This window comes from Microbacterium sp. NPDC078428 (genome assembly GCF_044542535.1).
In the GTDB taxonomy this organism is placed as follows: domain Bacteria; phylum Actinomycetota; class Actinomycetes; order Actinomycetales; family Microbacteriaceae; genus Microbacterium; species Microbacterium limosum.
In genome coordinates this window covers 775,907-793,105 of the sequence record NZ_JBITUP010000001.1, presented here as the reverse complement: position 1 = coordinate 793,105, position 17,199 = coordinate 775,907, and the positions used below count along the sequence as shown (strand labels likewise).

The window sequence follows — 17,199 nt, the reverse complement described above, 5'->3', positions numbered from 1 at the left end:
CGTGCGGGGTCGCCTACAGTCGGCGGCCGCCCAGACGTCGGCGCGCACCGGCGAGGCGCACGGAGGGCGTCTCGAGGGCGGTGGCGGCCGAAGGCATGCGCCGACGATAGCGGCCGTGCCGCGGCATCCGCAAATCTCCGGCGTTCGTGGGACGGGTGGTCAGGCCCCCAGTGCGGCGAGCAGTTCCCGCTCCTTGGCGCGTGTGAGCCCCGCGCGCCGTTCCCGGTCGAGACCGCGGGAGCGCTCGTCGGCGAGCGTGCGCTCCAGCGTCTCGCGGAGGTCTCGGCCGTCCCCCGGCGGCGCGATACGCGGCGTTCGAGCGGGTCATGAATCCCGGCATCCCGGCCGGCAGCCACAGCGGCAGCGAGCGCGGACCCATCCACGGCGCGACACCCTGCGCCGTCCTCGTCGTCGGCGGCGTAGACCGGGACCGACGAGACGTACGTCCAGTGAAGCGCCGCCCCCGCGATCGCCCCGCTCAGCCAGCCGGTGCCGCCCAGGATCAGCCCGTTCGTCATCCATCCATCCCACAGAAGTCGCACCCGGCTGGGCCGCGGCGGCGGACCCATCCTCGTTCGCTCGGACAACACTCCGGCGAAGTACGCCCGTACGCCGGCCGAAGGCCCGTCGTTCCGGGCGGGGCCGGCGCCAAGTCACCGGTGTCACCGGCGTGTTGTCCGCACGGACCGCGCCCCTTCGTCGATGCGCGATCGTCAGGCCGCCGCGGGCGCCACGGACGCGCGTGCCCGCGCGACCGCCGCGACGGCACCGAGCGCGGCGACCCCCGCCCACAGCAGCAGGCCGATCGCCGACTGCAGGACGGCGTGGAGCGAGCCACCGAGGAGGGCCTGGGTGCCCTGCAGACCGGTGCTGAGTGGAAGTAGCGCGAGCGGGCCCGCCGCGATCGACCCCTCAGGCACGGGACCGAGGGTTCCCGCGGCGACGACCTGCACGCCCAGAGCGATCACCGAGACGACGAGACCGGCGCGACCGAGCAGCCCGCACAACGCCTGATGGACGAGCGCGAAGCACACCGACATCGCCACGGTCAGGCCGAACGCCACGGCGATGCGCTCCGCAGCGACACCCAGGACGGCGACCCCGATCCACACGAGCACGGCCTGGACGACGCCGACCGCGACGGCGACGAGCGCGGCCTGCCCCGCGATACGTCGGGCGGAGGCGGACGTGGAGAGGGCGGCCCGGGAGAACGGCGCGACGACCAGCGACGTCGCCAGCGCGCCCAGCCAGAGCGCGACGGGAACGAGCGCCGCGACCGCCGCGGCCCTCGCGGTCGTCGGACCACCCGACGAGGCGGTCTCCACGCCGATCGGGTCGGCCACGACGCCGGCGATCGTCCTCTGCTGATCCGAAGTGTAGGAGGGGATGTCGGCGGCCGCCGTGTCGAGGCCGGACGCCAGCGCGCCCGACCCGGTCGCGAGCTCCCCGAGCCCCGCGCGCAGGTCGCCCACGCCAACGGCCAGCTCGCGGGCCCCCTCCCCCGCGGCCGCCTCGGCCGATGCGAGCAGGCCCAGCCCGTCGGCGACCGGGGCGGCGACGTCGGCGACGACCCCTGTGCCGAGGGCGACGGCCGCGGCATCCAGCGAATCGCCCGCCAGCGCGCCGGCCTGCGTCTGCATGCGCGCCGCGATGCCCGCCGCGCCCTGTCGCAGCGCCTCGATCTCGTCCACCAGCGCGCCCGCCGGCTGCGCCGGGTCGAGAGCGATGAGCGCGGCGATCTCATCGAGCCCGATGACGCCGACGTCCTGAGCCAGAGCGAGCTCCTCGGCGACGAGCGCTTCTTCGGCGAGGGAGACCGCGAGGGCCGCGGTGTCGGCGGACGCCGCCGCGCTGAGCGCGCCGAGGTCCCGCGCCCCCTCGGGCAGGGCGTCGAGGATGCGCGCGATCTCACCGATGCCCGATGCGAGGTCAGCCGCTCCCGCCTCGATCGCGCCCGCTCCCTCACCGGCGCCCTGGATGCCGGCGGTCAGGTCCCGAGCGCCGGAGGACGCCTGGCCGAGGGCTTCGGAGAGGTCCGCGAACGCGCTCAGGGTCCCCGCGACGTAGCCCGAGGTCAGTTCCGCCGCGACGCCGCGGGGCAGCCCGGCCGCGAGCGCATCCGCGACCATCCCCTCGACATATCCGTGGCGCGTGCTCGTGCGCACCTGCAGCTGGGCGACCGTCGGCGCGTCCGAACCGATCGTGGCGACGTCCTTCGAGAATTCGGCGGGGATCGTCACGACCGCCTGGAACCCGCCGTCGGCGAGCCCTGCATCGGCCGTGGCCGCGTCGGTGAGCGTCCAGGTCACCCCGTCATCACCCGTCAGCAGGTTCTCGGTGAGGAGCTTGCCCACGGCGACAGGGGCGCCGTCCGCCTCCAGCGGCGCATCGAGATTGACGACCGCGGCGGACACCGTCTCCACGCTGCGGTGAGGAAGCAGCGCGAGGAGGACGAGGAGCGGTGCGATCACCGCCAGCACGATGACCGCGACCGTGCGCCGCCGCGACCGGGCGGGTGCGGGCACGAGGCTCCAGAAGCGGTTCATGGGCGGCTCCTCTCGTGTGCGGTGGCGTCGGCTCGCACCGAGACGATGCTGCGATCCGTGAGCGGCTGAACGGCGTCGTCGACGGCGAACACGGCGGTCGCCGACGGGTCGAGCCGGCCCAGCACCGTCGCCACGACGGGCGCGGCCCTGCCGCGCAGGTCGGCGACGACGAGCGGCAGGCCACTTGCCAGGGCGACGGCTGCGGCGAGCGCCCACCGTCCTGACTCGTCCAGGCGCGCGACGGGGGTGTCCGGACCGGTCTCGCCCGTCGGCACCCCGGACGCACCCATCGCGTCGACGAGCGCGTCGAAGACCCCTGCTGCGACGTGCGTCCGTGCGGCCAGGTCGCGTCGGGGAATACCGTTCAGCCGCAGCATCCCCCCGAGGTAGTCGCCCACCGACTCGGCGTCGGCCGGCGGGGGCACCGCCCCCACGTAGGCCGTCGCCGACGCCACCGCAGCCCGCTCGAACGGGAGCACATGTCCGCGCACCGCGACGTCGCCCCCGATATCGGCCGAGCGACCGGCGAGCGCCGCACAGAGGTCGTCGGCGCGGTCGCCGCGCACGAGCAGCACGCCGCGGTCCGGCACGGTGAAGGACGCCGCGCGGGAGTCTCCGACGACGGCATCCCGTGCGTGCAGCCCCGCTCGGCGGTCGGCGACTTCGTCGCGCCACCGTCGCTGCGCGAGCATCCGCTGCACCGCCTCGCCCTCGATATCCGCGTCAGGGAGCACCCGGGCGAGACCCCGCGGCAACCACCACGCGCGGTCGCCGAGCAGCGTCATGAGGGCGGGGACGAGGGTCATCCGCACGACGAAGGCGTCGATGAGCACGCCCACGGCGAGCGCGAGCGCGATGGGCTGGATGATCGCGCTGCCGCCCGGGACGAAGGAGAAGAAGACCGAGAACATGATGAGCGCGGCGGCCGTGACGACCCGCGCGGATGCGGAGAAACCCTCCCGGACGGACACGCGCGCGTCGCCGGTCGCTGCGTAGCGTTCACGCATCCGCGAGACGAGGAAGACGTGGTAGTCCATCGCGAGGCCGAACAGCACCGCCATCACGAGGATCGGCATGAAGCTGATCACGGGGCCCACCTTCCCGACGCCCAGGAGATCGGCCGCCCACCCCCACTCGAAGACGGCCGTCGACACGCCGAGCGCGGCACCCACCGTCAGCAGGTAGCCGAACGTCGCGGTCACGGGAACCGCGATCGAGCGGAACATGATCATCAGCAGCAGCAGGCACAGCCCGACGACGACCAGCGCGAACGGCAGGAGCGCCGCGCCCAGCCGGTCGGAGATGTCGATGGCGAGGGCCGTCTGGCCCGTGACCTGGAACCCGAACCCGTGCGCGGACTCGAAGGCCGGGGCCAGGTCGCGCAGCCGCTGCACGAGGTCGCCCGTCTCGGCCGAACTCGGCGCGCTGGTGGGGGTGATCGTCAGCACAGCGAGGTCGAGCGCCTCGTTGGGGAACGCCTGCGAGGTCGCGGCGACGCCCTCGACCGATCCGAACTCCCCGTCGAGGGCGTCGAGCGCCTGCTCGACATCGAGCGTGCGGGAGATGTCCGCGGTGATGAGCAGCGGACCGTTGAATCCCGGGCCGAACCCCTCGTTCAGCAGGTCGTAGGCGACGCGCGCCGGCGAACCCGCCGGGTCGTATCCCGCGTCGGGAAGAGTCAGGCGCATCCCCGCGGCGGGCACCGCCAGAGCCAGCAGCGCGACGACGACGATCGCCGCGGTGGCGAGCGGTGCGCGCGTCGCTATCCGTACCCACGCGGGGCCAGGCCTCCGCGCATCCGGCACCGCCGCCTTCGGCGCGCGCTTCCGGCGCGGCGGCTTCGGGATGAGTCGCCGGCCGCACAGCGTCAGGATCGCCGGGAGGAGCGTGACGGCGACCGCCAGCGCGCAGAGCACGGCAGCCGCGGCGCCGAGCCCCATGACCGTCAGGAAGGGGATGCCCGCGACCGCGAGCCCCAGCAGCGCGATCATGACGGTCAGACCCGCGAAGACGACCGCCGTGCCCGCCGTCGCAATCGCGACGGCGACGGATTCGGCGACCGCCATGCCCTGCCGGAGGTTGTCGCGATGCCGCGACGTGATCAGCAGCGCGTAGTCGATGCCCACCGCGAGACCCAGCATCGTCGCGAGCACCGGAGCGGTGGCCTGCACCGGCGCGAAGGCGGCGACGATCGTGATCGAGCTCGTCGCGACGCCGACGCCGATCGCGGCGGTGATGAGCGGCATCCCCGCGGCCAGGAGCGAGCCGAACGTCACCGCCAGCACGAGGAAGGCGACGGCCATGCCCACGATCTCGGTCCAGTCGACACCGGAGGAGGCGGCGGCCGTGATCCCCGACACGGCGACCTGCAGCCCGGCGTCGCTCAGGGGCGACGTCGCCTGATCGATCGCGTCGACGAGCGTGCCCGGGACGTCCTCGGCGGCGACCGAGAGCTGCACCGAGAGGAAGACCATCCGGCCGTCCGCGGAGATCTGCGCGGGCGCCCCCGCGCCGGCGGGTGTCGAACCGCTCGCCGACATCGGATAGGGGCAGCCGACCGCGGTGACCTCGGCCACGGCCGCGACGCCCTCGCACGCCGTGGCGATGGCATCCGCGTCGCCGGCGATCGTGGCCCCCTCCGGCGCGACGACGACGATGCGGCCGCTCGCCCCGCTCAGCTGCGGGAACCGCTGCTCCAGCGCATCCAGCGCGGTCTGCGCCTGGGTGCCCGGGATATCGAAGGACGACTGCAGGTGATTGCCGAGCGCACCGGCCGCGGCTCCCCCGCCGACGGCGAGGACGAGCCAGACCGCGACGACCCACCAGCGGCGACGCGCGCAGAAGCGGCCGATGCGGTACAGAACGGAGGACATCTCCGACGACTCCCTCTTTCTCGGGCCACGCCCGAAGCCCCCCATATCCCCCGTCGGGACCACTCTCTCAGAATCGCGCCCCGCTGCACGTCGACACCCGTGCACCGAGACAGGAGATCGTGCCGACGCAGGACGATCCCGAGCGCATTGTCCTGCGTCCGTCGGATCGCCTGTCGTCGGCAGCTCGCCGCGGCTCCCGCGTCAGTCGCGGATGCTGGCGCCGAAGCGCTCGGCCGCCACGGCGACGCCCGCGAGCTTCGCGTCGGTCGCCTCGGCGGCGGTCAGCGTGCGATCCGGGGCGCGGAAGCGAAGCGCGAACGTGAGGCTCTTCGATCCCTCCGGCACGCCCTGCCCGCGGTAGTCGTCCACGAGGCGCAGCGACTCCAGCAGCTCGCCGGCGCCCTCAGCGACGGCCTCCCGCACGGCGGCGGCGGGCACGTCGGCTCCCACGACGAGCGAGACGTCCTGCGTCGCCGCGGGGTAGGTCGACAGCGAGGCGGCCACGACCTTCTCCCCCGCGATCGAGAGCACGAGGTCGAGGTCGAGCTCTGCGACGACCACGCGACCGGGCAGATCGGATGCCTCGGCGACGGCGGGCAGCAGCTCGCCGACGTAGCCGACCTCCGTGCCCGCGACGGAGAGCACGCCCGTGCGCCCGGGGTGGAGCGCGGCGCGCGCGCCCTGCGCGACGTCGATCGTCACCCCCGTGGCGGCGGCGACGACGCGCACGGCGTCGAGGGCCTCGGCGAGCCCCGCCGGCTCGGGCGCGCGCCCCGGCTGCTTCGGCGCGACGTTGCCCGCCAGCAGCACCGCCACGAGGCGCGGCTGCGGCGGGATCGAGGCGTCGAGAGCCGCGAGGGTCGCGGCATCCGGCCGCACGGCCAGCGGCGGCACGCTCTCTGTGCCGTAGACGACGCCCGGCTCGGGCACGAAGGTCGTGCCGACCTCGAACAGGGCCAGGTCGGTGAGCCCGCGGGAGAGGTTGCGGTGGGCGGTCTGGAGCAGGCCCGGCACGAGCGAGCGCCGCAGGAAGGGCGCCTGGCCGTCGAGCGGATTCGCGAGCTTGATGCTCGGCAGGTGCGAGCCCGAGGCCGACCCGTGCAGATCGTTCGCCTCCTCGGTGGTGAAGGGGAACGCCGGCGTCTCGACGAAGCCGGCGGCGGCCAGCGCGTTGGACACGCGCCGGCGACCCTGCTGGGCGGGCGTGAGGCCGCGCCCCGAGGGGGGCGTCGGCAGCACCGAGGGGATGCGGTCGTACCCGCTGATGCGGGCGACCTCTTCCGCGAGGGTCCACTTGTCGGTCAGGTCGGGGCGCCACGAGGGCGGGATGACGTTCCATCCGGCGGTGGCCTCGTGCACGTCGCAGCCGATCATGCGGAGGGCGTCCTCGACCTCGACCGCCATGTAGTCCACGCCGATGAGCCCCTGGACGAAGCCGGCGGGCAGCTCGATCCCCTCGATCACGTGCTCGGGCTGCAGCGCCCCCCCGAGTGCGTCCGCCGTGCCCCCGGCGAGCTGGACCATGAGGTCGACGACACGCTGCGCCGCGACGACGGCGACGAGCGGGTCGACGCCGCGCTCGAAGCGGCGGGATGCCTCGGAGGGCAGCTTGTGCCGCCGGGCGGTGCGGGCGATCGACACCGGGTCGAACACGGCGGCCTCGACGAGGACGTTCGTCGTCGTGTCGCTCATCTCGGTCGTGCCGCCGCCCATGACCCCCGCGAGGCCGACCGGGCCCGACTCGTCGGTGATCAGCAGGTCCTCGGGGTGCAGCGTGCGCACCTGGCCGTCGAGCGTCTCGAGCTTCTCCCCCGGCTCCGCGCGGCGCACCGTGATGCCGCCGGAGAGCTTGTCGAGGTCGTAGCCGTGGATCGGGTTGCCGAGCTCGAGCATGACGTAGTTGGTGATGTCGATCAGCACGCCGAGCGAGCGGATGCCGGCGAGGGCCAGGCGCGCGATCATCCACGGCGGGGTCGGCGCCGAGGCATCCACCCCGCGCACGACGCGTGCGATGAACTCGCTCGCCCCGACGCGGCCGCGGATCGGCGCCCGGTCGTCGATGAGGAGAGGGAAGCCCGTACCCGGGGCGTCGACCTCGCGCAGGCCCGGGTCGGTGAACGCCGCGCCGGTCGCGTGCGAGTACTCGCGCGCGACGCCGCGGATCGACAGGGCGTAGCCGCGGTCGGGCGTGACGTTGATCTCCACCGCCACGTCGTCGAGCCCGAGCAGCGCGATCGCATCGGTGCCCACCTCGGGGTCCAGGCCCAGCTCGCCGAGGCGCAGGATGCCGGAGTGCTCCTGGCCGAGGCCCAGCTCCTTCGCCGAGGCGATCATGCCGTCCGAGACGTGGCCGTAGGTCTTGCGCGCCGCGATCGGGAAGGGTCCGGGCAGCACGGCCCCCGGCAGGGTCACGACGACCTTGTCGCCCTCGAGGAAGTTGCCGGCGCCGCACACGATCCCGCGGGGCTCGCCCTCGCCGACATCGACCTGGCACCACCGGATCGTCTTCCCGTTGGACTGCGGCTCGGCCTCGAACGAGAGCACTCGGCCCACGACGATCGGCCCCTGGAGGCCGAAGCCGTGCACGTCCTCCTCCTCGAAGCCCACCGACACGAGGGCCTCGAGCACGTCCTCGGGCGCGGCATCCGCCGGCACCTCGACGTACTCCCGCAGCCACGACAGCGGAACGCGCATCAGACCACCATCCCGAACTGCTCGCTGAAGCGGACATCGCCCTCGGCCATGTCGCGCATGTCCTGCACGTCGCTTCGGAACATCAGCGTCCGCTCGATGCCCATCCCGAAGGCGAAGCCCGAGTAGACGTCGGGGTCGATGCCCGCGGCGCGGAGGACGTTGGGGTTGACCATTCCGCAGCCGCCCCACTCGATCCAGCGCGCGCCGCCCTTGAAGGTCGGGTGCCAGAGGTCGAGCTCGGCCGACGGCTCGGTGAAGGGGAAATAGTTGGCGCGGAAGCGGGTCTTCGCCTCCGGGCCGAACAGCACGCGCGCGGCGTGGTCGAGCGTGCCCTTGAGGTGCGCCATCGTGATGCCCTTGTCGATGACGAGGCCCTCGAACTGCGTGAAGACCGGCAGGTGGGTCGCGTCGAACTCGTCGGTGCGGTAGACCCTCCCCGGGCACAGCACGTAGATGGGCAGCTCTCGCTCGAGCATGGAGCGCACCTGCACCGGGCTGGTGTGCGTACGCATCACGAGGTGGCGGTCGACCGGGTCGACGAAGAACGTGTCCTGCATCTGGCGTGCGGGGTGGTCGACGTCGAAGTTGAGGGCGTCGAAGTTGAACCACTCGTGCTCGAGCTCGGGCCCCTCCGCGATCTCCCACCCCATGCCGACGAAGATGTCGCTGATCTGCTCCTGAAGGAGGGACAGCGGATGCCGAGCCCCGACGCGCGTGCGGGAGGGCACCGCCGTGATGTCGATCCGCTCCGCCTCGAGCCGCGCCGCCGTCTCGGCCTCGGCCAGCTCCGCCTCTCTCGCGGCGAGCGCCTGCGTCACGGCGCCGCGCGCCTGCCCGACGAGCTTGCCGAACTCGGCCTTGTGCTCCTTCGGCACATCGCGCATGCGCGCGTTGAGCGCGGCAAGCGGCGACCCGTCGCCCTGGTGGGCGGAGCGGGCGGCCTTGAGCTCTGCGGTGTCGGCTGCCGCGGCGATGGCCGCGAGCGCGGCATCCACGGCATCCTGGACCGCCTGGGGCGTGATCTCGGGAGTGTCAGACACGAGAGGCGAGTCTACCGGGGGTGGATGCCGCCTCCCGCGCCCGCAGAAGTCAGAGAGCGCCGCCCGTGCGCCCCGATGTGCGCGCCGCCGCCGACGCCTGCGCCAGCATGATCGCCTGGTCGGGATCGACGTCTTCGCCGCCCCTGCCCTTCTTGGCGCGCGTGCCGCCGCTCGCCGTCCGGCGCGAGAGCCAGCGCGCGAACCACGACAGCGACAGGTTGATCGCGAGGTAGATGACCAGCGTCACGACGAAGAGCGAGAACAGGTAGCGGTTGCCGTAGAACGACGCCAGGTTGTTCATCGTCGTGCGGATCAGCTCGTTATAGCCGACGATGTACCCGAGCGAGGTGTCCTTGAGCAGAACCACGAGCTGAGCGACGATGATCGGCAGCATCTGGCGGAAGGCCTGCGGAAACTCCACGAGGATCTTGGACTGGAACTCGCGCATGCCCACCGACAGCGCGGCTTCGCGCTGTCCCCGCGGGAGCGCGGCCAGGCCCGCGCGCAGGGCCTCGCCGATCAGCGTGCCGTTGTAGAGGATGAGGGCGATGACCACTGCCCAGAAGGCGCCCGTCGAGGCGACGAGCAGGATGAACAGCATCATCAGCAGGACGGGCATGCCGCGGAAGAACTCGATGAAGACGGCCGTCGGGATGCGCACCCACGCGATCGTGGAGCTGCGCATGAGCGAGAGGGCGATGCCGAGCACGATCGCGCCGACCGCGGCGACCGCCGCGGCCCGCAGCGTTCCCAGCACACCCTGGCCGATGAAGCTCCACACCTGCGGGTCGGTGAAGATGTCCCAGCGCGTCGGCGAGAACATGCCGGGCACGACGATGCCGCCCGAGGTGCGAGGAGCGGCGAGGATCACCACGACCCAGGCGACGAGCCCTGCGATCAGCACGAGGCCGATGAGGGAGAGGATCAGCGAGATGCGGCGGGCCCGGGGACCCGGCGCATCGAAGAGTACGCTCGAGCCGCTCATCGCCGCACCACCAGCTTTCGTTCGAGGGCCCCGGCGACCAGGCCGAGTGGCACGGTGACGACGAGATAGAGCCCCGCCGTGACGAGCAGGATCGGGATGACGATGTTTCCGTTGGCGTTGGTCAGCTCACGGGTGGACGCGAACAACTCCGCCACGAAGAATCCCCCGGCGACGGACGTGTTCTTGGTCAGCGCGATGAAGACGTTGATCAGCGGCGGGATCGTCATGCGGAACGCCTGGGGCAGCACGACGAGCGAGACGCTCTGGCCGAAACCGAGGCCGATGCTGCGCGCGGCCTCGGCCTGGCCGACGGGAACGCCGTTGATCCCCGAGCGCAGCGCCTCCGCCACGAACGGAGAGGTGTAGTAGGTCAGCGCGAAGATCGCGAGCACGACGTAGGGAAGCCGGAGCCCCAGGAACGGGACGATGAAAGCGAAGAAGAAGAAGACCAGTGTCAACGGCGTATTGCGCGCGACCTCGGTCCATACCGACGCGAAGATGCGCAGCGAGGCCACGGGCGAGATGCGCATCGCGGCGATGACGGTGCCGAGCACCAGCGCGAGCGCTCCCGAGACGGCGAGCAGCAGCAGGGTGACCCTGAAGCCCTCCCAGAACACGGGAGCGAGCGAGATCAGCTGGTCCACTACCCCTCCTTCCTTGAAGCACAGGACGGGGATGCCTCGGGTCGACGTGATCGGCCGCCCCGAGGCATCCCGGGTCGCTCAGTAGCGGTCGGGCGTGGGCGGGTCCACGAACGGCAGGATGGTGCCGGCGGTCGCGTTCCACGCGTCCTCGTAGCGGCCGTCCTCGTACGAGGCCTCGAGCACGTCGTTGATCCACATGCGGAACTCGGTGTCGTCCAGCGCCAGGCCGATGCCGTAGGGCTCGTCGGTGAACGGCTCGCCGACGACCTTGAACTCGCCCTCGTTCTGGGCGGCGAGGCCCGCGAGGATCACGTTGTCGGTCGAGACGGCGACGACGGCGCCGCTGCGCAGCGGCTCGAGGCAGTTCGAGTAGGTGTCGGTGAGCAGCACCTCGGCGCCGAGGGCCTCGAGGTTGGCGGCGGGCGTCGAACCCGTCACCGAGCACACGGGCTGGCCGACGAGGTCCTCTTCGCTCTCGATGTCCTCGTTGTCGGCGAGGGTCAGGATCGACTGGCCGGCCATGTAGTACGGACCGGCGAACGAGACGACCTCCTTGCGGGTGTCGTTGATCGTGTAGGTCGCGATGACGATGTCGACCTGGCCGTTCTCGATGAACGGCTCGCGGTTGGCCGAGACCGTCTCGACCCAGTCGATGTCCTCGGGCGCGATGCCGAGCTCGGCGGCGATGATCTTGCCGATCTCGACGTCGAAGCCCTCGGGCACGCCCGACGGGCCCATCAGACCGAACAGCGGCTGGTCGAACTTCGTGCCGATCGTGATGGTGCCCGCCTCGGCGAGCTCGGCCATCGTCGTCCCGGCCTCGAACGAGGGCGCCTCTTCGGGCTCGACCGTGGTCTCGCCACCCGTCTCGGCGCCGCCCGCGCACGCCGTCAGTGCCAGTGCTCCCGCGGCCGCGAGGCCGATCAGGGAGAGTCTTGATCGCTTCATGTCCTACCTGTCCTTTGCTGTGGGGGCCGCGGGGTGGCGGCCATCTCGTAGGGTCCCGGCCGCTGTGGCGGCCAAGTCTTCTCAGTGATCGAGGATCTTGGAGAGGAAATCCTTCGCGCGCTCGCTCTTCGGGTGGGTGAAGAACCGCTCGGGCGTGGCCTCCTCGACGATCGCGCCGTCGGCCATGAACAGCACCCGGTCGGCCGCCTTGCGGGCGAACCCCATCTCGTGCGTCACGACGATCATCGTCATGCCGTCGGCCGCGAGGCCGACCATGACATCGAGCACCTCGTTGATCATCTCGGGGTCGAGCGCGCTCGTCGGCTCGTCCATGAGGATCACCTTGGGATCCATCGCCAGGGAGCGCGCGATCGCGACGCGCTGCTGCTGACCGCCCGAGAGCTGATTGGGCATCTTCTTCGCCTGGTTGGCCACGCCCACGCGGTCCAGGAGGGCCATCGCCTTCTCCTCGGCCGCCTTCTTCTTCATCCCGCGCACCTTGATCGGTCCGAGGGTGACGTTCTCCAGCACCGTCTTGTGCGCGAAGAGGTTGAAGGACTGGAAGACCATACCGACGTCGGCGCGCAGCCTGGCCAGACCCGAGCCCTCCTCGGGGAGCTTCGCGCCGTCGATCGTGATGACCCCCGAGTCGATGGTCTCCAGGCGGTTGATCGCGCGGCAGAGGGTGGACTTGCCGCTGCCCGACGGTCCGATGACGACGACGACCTCGCCTCGATTGACGACGGTGTTGATGTCGCGGAGGACGTGCAGGTCGCCGAAGTGCTTGTCAACGTGCTCAACGACGACGAGCGGCTCCCCGCGTCGTGCGGAGATGTTCGACGTCCGGGGCTGCACATCGCTCTGACCGACCATGACGGTCAGCCTATGCTCAGGTTCAGCCGACGACCGGCAGCGTGACACGACCTTTACCGGACCGTAATCCGGGCGCGGAGGGGTCAGGCCAGGGCCGAGCGCTGCGCGAAGGCGCTCTCGTACAGGCACACGCTCGCGGCCGTTGCGAGGTTGAGCGATTCGGCACGACCGTAGATCGGCAGCTTCAGCGACGCGTCGGCGAGCGCGAGGGCGTCGTCGTCGAGCCCGCGCGCCTCGTTGCCGAAGAGCCACGCCGTCGGCTCCGCGAGAAGGCCGCTCGATCGGGCCTCGAGCAGGTCGCCGCCCTTCACATCGGCCGCGACGACGCGCAGTCCCGCCTGGCGGGCCCGCGTCAGCACCCCCTCGAGCTCCCCGCCGAGCGAGATCGGCAGGTGGAACAGCGAGCCCGTCGTCGCGCGCACGACCTTGGGGTTGTAGGGATCGACGGTGCGGCCCGTGAGCACCACGGCATCCGCTCCCGCGGCGTCGGCGGCGCGGATGATCGTGCCGAGGTTGCCGGGATCGCGCACCTCCTCGCAGATCGCGACGAGGCGGGGGGATGCCGCGAACACGTCGCGCACCGATGCCGGGAACTGTCTCGCGACCGCGACGAGGCCCTGGGGCGTGACCGTGTCGGCCATCGCGTCGAGCACGCCCTCGGTCGTGAAGGTCACCGCGGCGCCCTCGGCCTGCGCGGCCTCGCGCACATCGGCGTGCTTCTCCCACGCGGAGGGCGTCGCGAACAGATCGGTGATCCCCTCGGGGCGATAGGCCAGCGCTTCGCGAACGGCCTGAGGGCCCTCGAGCAGGAACAGACCCGTCTCGACTCGCGCGCTGCGCTTGCTGAGCTTGGCGACGGCCCGCACGCGCGGCGACCGCGGATTCTCCAGCACGGGATCCAGTCTAGCGGCCCGCGTCGAACCGGAGAGGGCGCTCAGACGATAGGTCCGCCCGAGGGCGCACGGGCCGGGAGCAGCGGAAAGCCCCGGCCCTTCGAGGAGGACCGGGGCTTTCGTGGGAGACGGCTTACGCCGACTTCGCCGCGTTGTTGTCGGCCGGCAGGGCCGCCTTGGCGGTCTGCACGAGCGAAGCGAAGACGGCCGGCTCGTTCACGGCGAGCTCGGCGAGCATGCGACGGTCGACCTGCACGCCCGCGAGGCCGAGGCCCTGGATGAAGCGGTTGTAGGTGAGGCCGTTCTGGCGGGACGCGGCATTGATGCGCTGGATCCACAGGCGACGGAAGTCGCCCTTGCGCTTGCGGCGGTCGCGGTACGCGTAGACGAGCGAGTGGGTGACCTGCTCCTTCGCCTTGCGGTACAGGCGCGAGCGCTGTCCACGGTAACCGGACGCGCGCTCGAGGATGACGCGACGCTTCTTGTGCGCGTTGACGGCGCGCTTGACTCTAGCCATTTCTCTGGTTTCCTATCGTGTGCGGCGCGCTCAGCGGCCGAGAAGCTTCTTGGCGACCTTGGTGTCGGCCTTGGACAGGACCTGGTCCTGGTTCAGGCGACGCGTACGCCGGCTCGACTTGCCCTCGAGGTTGTGGCGCATACCGGCCTGCTGCTTCTTGAGCTTGCCGCTGCCGGTGATCTTGAAGCGCTTCTTGCTGCCCGAGTGGGTCTTCTGCTTCGGCATTGTCGTTTCCTTCTTGTGTGGGTCACCCGCGGGGCGGGAGTCGGTGGTTACTCGGCGGCCGTCTCGGACTGCTCGGCATCGTCCGGGCGGCCGCCGCGGGCTTCGCGCGCGGCCTGCTTGTTGGCGGCCCGCTTCTCGTTCTGCTCCGTCTTGACCTCGGACTTGTTCTTGTGCGGCGCGACCACCATCGTCATGTTGCGGCCGTCGATCGTCGGGCTCGACTCGACCGTGCCGAACTCGGCGACGTCCTCCGCGAACTTGCGCAGCAGCCGCACGCCCTGCTCGGGACGGGACTGCTCGCGGCCACGGAAGAGGATCATGGCCTTGACCTTGTCGCCCTCCTTGAGGAAGCCCTCGGCGCGCTTGAGCTTGGTGATGTAGTCGTGCGCCTCGATCTTCAGGCGGAAGCGAACCTCCTTGAGGATCGTGTTCGCCTGATTGCGCCGGGCCTCCTTGGCCTTCTGCGCCGCCTCGTACTTGAACTTCCCGTAGTCCATGATCTTGACCACGGGTGGCTTCGAGTTGGGAGCCACCTCGACCAGGTCGAGGTCGGCTTCTTGCGCCAGGCGCATCGCAACCTCGATGCGGACGACACCGATCTGCTCTCCCGCGGGGCCGACGAGTCGGACCTCCGGGACGCGGATGCGGTCATTGGTGCGGGGATCGCTGATGCGGAACTCCTTGTCGTGAGGTGGGTCGCACGGTGCTGTGCGGGGCCACCCGGACACGAGGGATCGGATCCGGGTGAAGGGGATGCCGCACTCCACCCGGCGCACGTGTGCGTTGTCCGCCGGTGTCACGCCCTGGCTGCCGGACCTCGCGAGCGAGGGACCGACGGAGCGTGGAGACCCGGTAGCCTGGAGCGGCCGACGCGGGTGGGATGCGAATCCTCTTTACGAACCGGGACAGATGCCCCGGAGCCCGCCATAGCTTAGCAGAGAGTTCCGCGTGACCACGATTCCCGATCCCACCCCCGACCGCCACGACGATCCCCGACACTCCCGGTGGGAGGAGCAGGACCGCGCCGCGTCGCAGAGCGCCGGCCGCGACATCGCCGACGTGCCCGCCGTCGAGGTCATCACCACGACCGCCGTGCACCTCCTGAGCGCCGCAGCCGTCAAGGTCGGCCTCGCCGACGACCCGCAGACGCAGACCGACCTCGACGAGGCGCGCAAGCTCATCAACGCCCTCGCGGGCCTGATCACCGCCGGCGCCCCCGAGATCAGCGACATGCACGCCCGTTCGCTGCGCGACGGCCTGCGCAGCGTGCAGCTGGCCTTCCGAGAGGCGTCGCTCGTACCCGACCCGATCGGTCAGGGCCCCGGCGAGAAGTACACCGGCCCCGTCACCTGAGCGGACGCGCGGTCAGGATGCCGCGCCTCGCTCCAGTTTGACGGTGAGCGAGTCGACGAGCGTCGCGATCCGGTCGTCGGCCGCCCACCGCTGCGCGAGACGGCCGAGCACCGCGTCGAGCTCGCGGCGGTCGAGACCGTCGAGCAGCCGCAGGCGCACGATCGTCTCGGGACCGCGCAGGTGCGCCTGCGGATCGCCCGCGGAGAGCTCCACATCGATCGCGGCCAGTTCCGAGGCGATGGACTCGAGAAACGCCTGACGCACCGCGGGCGACGCGTGCGGCGGCATCCAGTCCTCGCCGCGCGCGAGCGCCCACACCGCGGGCCGCCGCACGACGAACTCGGTCTCCGAGCCGGGATCGACGACGATCAGGTCTGTGCCCTCGCCCACGGCCGCCTGAGCGACGCGCACGGCGGGGGTGGGGATGGGGCGCGCCCCGGCATCCCACGAGGACATCGCGGTCACGCTGCTGAAGACGGGCATGACGGTGCGGCCATCCGGCGCGGCGACCGTGACGATCGAGAGCTCCTGTGTCTTGTCGACGACGTGACCCCGCGACGAGAGCCCCTCCTCGCCGCGCTCGGCGACGAGCGGCGTGAGCAGCCGCACACCGCGGAGGGCGTCGACGACGGCGTCGGGCCCGGCCTCGCCCGCCCGGAAGGAGGCGATGGCAGCGAGGAAGTCCAGCGGGGCGCTGCCGTCATCGTCGGAGTGCGCGTTCTCACGGAACGCGCGCCCCTCCCAGGGCACGCCCGCCGAGTCCGACGGCGTGTGGCACGCATCGCCGGACGGCGAGTCTCCGTCAGCCGGCTGCGACATCCAGCGCCTCGGCGAGCGTGAACTGACCCGCGTAGAGCGCCCGACCCACGATGGCGCCCTCGACGCCGAGCGGAACCAGCTCGCGCAGGGCGGCGATGTCGTCGAGGCTCGAGACCCCGCCCGAGGCGATGACGGGCTTCGGCGTGCGGGAGGTGATCTCCCGCAGCAGCTCGATGTTCGGGCCGCGCAGCGTGCCGTCCTTCGTCACGTCGGTGACGACGTACCGGCTGCAGCCCGCGGCCTCGAGCCGATCGAGCACCGTCCAGAGGTCGCCGCCCTCCTTCGTCCATCCGCGCGCGGCGAGGGTCGTCCCCCGCACGTCGAGCCCGACGGCGATGGCCTCGCCGTACCGCGCGATGACATCCGCCGCCCACTCGGGGTTCTCGAGCGCCGCCGTGCCGAGGTTGATGCGCGCCGCGCCGCTGTCGAGCGCGGCCTCCAGCGTGCGGTCGTCCCGGATGCCGCCCGAGAGCTCGACCTGCACGCCCCGCACCTGCTTGATCACCTTGCGCAGCACGGCGGCGTTGCTGCCGCGCCCGAAGGCCGCGTCGAGATCCACCAGGTGCACCCACTGGGCGCCCTGGCGGGCGAAGTCCATCGCGGCGTCCACGGGATCCCCGTGGAACGTCTCGGTGCCGGCCTCGCCCTGGGTCAGGCGCACCGCCTTGCCCCCGGAGACGTCGACGGCGGGCAGGAGAACCAGTTCGGGTGTGGCGTTGAAGTCGTTCATGAATCCTCGTGCGATGACGGCTGCCCGATGGGCGGATGAGTCGGGATGGCCCTGGAGTG

15 protein-coding genes and 1 pseudogene are annotated in these 17,199 nt (G+C 71.7%); 1 reads left to right on the top strand and 15 read right to left on the bottom strand.

The genetic code is table 11. The features are described 5' to 3' along the window. Positions 1-159: 159 nt before the first annotated feature. The 13 genes and pseudogenes from ACIGCK_RS03730 to infC all read right to left on the bottom strand — a co-directional run. A pseudogene (locus ACIGCK_RS03730) lies at positions 160-394 on the bottom strand (reductase); the annotation flags it as partial. 319 nt (positions 395-713) lie between these two features. Further along, positions 714-2,546, bottom strand: a complete 1,833-nt coding sequence (locus tag ACIGCK_RS03725) for a YhgE/Pip domain-containing protein (protein ID WP_396663849.1) — start codon at positions 2,544-2,546, stop codon at positions 714-716. Continuing rightward, a complete protein-coding gene (locus ACIGCK_RS03720) occupies positions 2,543-5,419 on the bottom strand; it encodes an MMPL family transporter (RefSeq protein ID WP_396663847.1) in 2,877 nt (958 codons plus the stop codon). The genes ACIGCK_RS03725 and ACIGCK_RS03720 overlap by 4 nt, the downstream gene beginning before the upstream one ends. A 201-nt stretch (positions 5,420-5,620) precedes the next feature. After that, positions 5,621-8,113 (bottom strand): phenylalanine--tRNA ligase subunit beta, encoded by a 2,493-nt coding sequence (gene pheT, locus ACIGCK_RS03715; protein ID WP_396663846.1) that lies wholly within the window; start codon positions 8,111-8,113, stop codon positions 5,621-5,623. Then, entirely contained in the window at positions 8,113-9,153 is a 1,041-nt protein-coding gene (gene pheS, locus ACIGCK_RS03710; RefSeq protein WP_396663844.1) for a phenylalanine--tRNA ligase subunit alpha, read from the bottom strand. Before pheS ends, pheT begins: the two co-directional genes overlap by 1 nt. A 49-nt stretch (positions 9,154-9,202) precedes the next feature. Next, positions 9,203-10,138 carry an amino acid ABC transporter permease gene (locus ACIGCK_RS03705; protein WP_396663842.1) on the bottom strand — a complete coding sequence of 312 codons (936 nt, stop codon included), beginning with the start codon at positions 10,136-10,138 and terminating at the stop codon, positions 9,203-9,205. Then, entirely contained in the window at positions 10,135-10,782 is a 648-nt protein-coding gene (locus ACIGCK_RS03700; RefSeq protein WP_396663841.1) for an amino acid ABC transporter permease, read from the bottom strand. The genes ACIGCK_RS03705 and ACIGCK_RS03700 overlap by 4 nt, the downstream gene beginning before the upstream one ends. A gap of 78 nt (positions 10,783-10,860) precedes the next feature. Next, the gene (locus ACIGCK_RS03695) at positions 10,861-11,730 is read right to left on the bottom strand and encodes a glutamate ABC transporter substrate-binding protein (RefSeq protein ID WP_330171430.1); all 870 of its coding nucleotides are present in this window, start codon (positions 11,728-11,730) and stop codon (positions 10,861-10,863) included. An 81-nt stretch (positions 11,731-11,811) separates the two neighbouring features. Beyond that, on the bottom strand, positions 11,812-12,603 hold the full coding sequence (locus ACIGCK_RS03690; RefSeq protein ID WP_396663839.1) for an amino acid ABC transporter ATP-binding protein: 792 nt from the start codon (positions 12,601-12,603) through the stop codon (positions 11,812-11,814). 83 nt (positions 12,604-12,686) lie between these two features. Beyond that, positions 12,687-13,496, bottom strand: a complete 810-nt coding sequence (locus ACIGCK_RS03685) for a TrmH family RNA methyltransferase (RefSeq protein ID WP_396663838.1) — start codon at positions 13,494-13,496, stop codon at positions 12,687-12,689. A gap of 133 nt (positions 13,497-13,629) precedes the next feature. Next, the gene (gene rplT / locus ACIGCK_RS03680) at positions 13,630-14,013 is read right to left on the bottom strand and encodes a 50S ribosomal protein L20 (RefSeq protein WP_330171427.1); all 384 of its coding nucleotides are present in this window, start codon (positions 14,011-14,013) and stop codon (positions 13,630-13,632) included. 30 nt (positions 14,014-14,043) lie between these two features. Then, positions 14,044-14,238 carry a 50S ribosomal protein L35 gene (rpmI, locus tag ACIGCK_RS03675; RefSeq protein ID WP_330171426.1) on the bottom strand — a complete coding sequence of 65 codons (195 nt, stop codon included), beginning with the start codon at positions 14,236-14,238 and terminating at the stop codon, positions 14,044-14,046. 47 nt (positions 14,239-14,285) lie between these two features. Beyond that, positions 14,286-14,909: a translation initiation factor IF-3 gene (gene infC / locus ACIGCK_RS03670; protein WP_396664015.1), complete on the bottom strand. Its 624-nt coding sequence runs from the start codon at positions 14,907-14,909 to the stop codon at positions 14,286-14,288. Between the two features lie 277 nt (positions 14,910-15,186). Between infC and ACIGCK_RS03665 the strand changes: the two genes are divergently transcribed. Further along, positions 15,187-15,591, top strand: a complete 405-nt coding sequence (locus tag ACIGCK_RS03665) for a DUF1844 domain-containing protein (protein ID WP_330171425.1) — start codon at positions 15,187-15,189, stop codon at positions 15,589-15,591. A 12-nt stretch (positions 15,592-15,603) separates the two neighbouring features. Here ACIGCK_RS03665 and ACIGCK_RS03660 read toward each other — a convergent pair whose 3' ends face one another. Both ACIGCK_RS03660 and priA read right to left on the bottom strand, forming a co-directional pair. After that, on the bottom strand, positions 15,604-16,410 hold the full coding sequence (locus tag ACIGCK_RS03660; RefSeq protein WP_396663835.1) for an SseB family protein: 807 nt from the start codon (positions 16,408-16,410) through the stop codon (positions 15,604-15,606). Continuing rightward, positions 16,394-17,140, bottom strand: coding sequence for a bifunctional 1-(5-phosphoribosyl)-5-((5-phosphoribosylamino)methylideneamino)imidazole-4-carboxamide isomerase/phosphoribosylanthranilate isomerase PriA (gene priA, locus ACIGCK_RS03655; protein ID WP_330171423.1), 747 nt, complete (start codon positions 17,138-17,140; stop codon positions 16,394-16,396). Before priA ends, ACIGCK_RS03660 begins: the two co-directional genes overlap by 17 nt. Positions 17,141-17,199 lie beyond the last annotated feature (59 nt).